The following is a 1,394-nucleotide window of genomic DNA, read 5'->3' as shown; positions in this document are numbered from 1 at the left end:
TGCTGTTAGTGTAAAAGGCGCGTATGTAAATAAAAAAACAATGCCTCTGATCATGATCAAACACAGGCAAAAAAATGGTTGACAAAAAGATGAAGGCAGAAATAGGAAGACACAGGTGACTCTGCTTTTTTGATCTTTCTGATTGCAGCCTCTGTCGCCTGAGACATGCGAAGGCTTCGCCGGTGTCAGGACTTGTGTTCGGTGTTCAGGTGCCGTTGCCGTTCAATATTTGCAGCATCATCACGCCACCGCGAGGACTCTTTGTACCGCCATCCCGCTCGGCGGACCAGATTCGATGCACTGTCCACGCTCGATAGACCAAACCTTGGCCCCAACTCTCGTAGTGGCCTTGATCGTGAAACAGCTTGCGGCGTCCCTCACCACGGGTGACGACGTGGTAGTTGTCGCCAGGGAGCTGGATCCGGGGCAGGCTTGGCATGGTAATCCTCCGTCGCAAGACAGAGCATCTTTTTATGCTACCCCTCTGGAACACCGAATACAAGGTCGGACCCCGACGCAGCCCTACGCGGCGCCTTCCCGGACCCCGGCACAGTCCTCCGCGGCGCAGCCTTCCTCCGATTCGCAAGCCGCACTCAAATCCCCAATCACTCTTGCTTGCGGAGTGTGAATGTGCCCTGATTGCTACCTGCACGCCATCTAAAGTCGATTCGCATTCCCTGGTCATCACGGACTAACTCTCCTTGGTTGTCTCCACCTGCGCTACCCTTGATGACGCGGACGTCATTGCTATTCCAGGAAACGGCCTCGTCGCTTGCGATTCCGGATACTTCACGAACCCAGCGAGCGCTTTCAAACCTTGCTTTGAAATGACCTCGGTCTCGCTCGAGCACCGTGAACTTGAAACCTTTGGATGCGGAATCGCTGCCATTCCAAACCGAACCGACTGGGAAAGCATCCGCGTTTGGATTCTCCGCTACCATCGGCCGCTTCCCCACAGGCAGCTCATACGGACCCACCGACCGAACATGTCGTCGCAAAATATCCATCACAGCCTTGTAGATATAGGGATTGTTTTCGTCTGCGAGTTGGTTCGATTCGGACCAGCTTTCGTAATTCAGTTCTTCAAACGCGACATCGTCTAGTTTTCCGAGTTCGATCACGATTTCACGCATGATTTCCGCACCGGTCAACGCCGCGTCACGCAGCACGGGGGTGCCGTCCGAATAGCGGAGCGATGTCAGTTGTCTGCCAAGTTGTTTGTGACTGAGCGAACCTTTGCGGTCCGTCTGTATTGCGATCGGGTTCCACAGCACGTACTCGGCGTCGTACTTCATTTTTACCAACAGTTGTTGATGCTCTGGTTTCTGCGGCCATGGACCACGCGGTGAGTATTTGACCTGCCCGAGCCCGTCCAGCCAGAGTGCATGCTCAGA

2 protein-coding genes are annotated in these 1,394 nt (G+C 54.4%); both read right to left on the bottom strand.

Features of this window, described 5'->3' with window-relative positions:
- Positions 1–205: 205 nt before the first annotated feature.
- Entirely contained in the window at positions 206–439 is a 234-nt protein-coding gene (locus RMSM_RS14055) for a hypothetical protein (protein WP_008697137.1), read from the bottom strand.
- Between the two features lie 166 nt (positions 440–605).
- The coding region (locus RMSM_RS14050) for a hypothetical protein (RefSeq protein ID WP_040766570.1) at positions 606–1,394 on the bottom strand (789 nt) is incomplete at its 5' end.

Source organism: Rhodopirellula maiorica SM1, assembly GCF_000346295.1.
Lineage (GTDB): Bacteria > Planctomycetota > Planctomycetia > Pirellulales > Pirellulaceae > Novipirellula > Novipirellula maiorica.
This window is presented reverse-complemented; position numbering and strand designations above follow the sequence as displayed.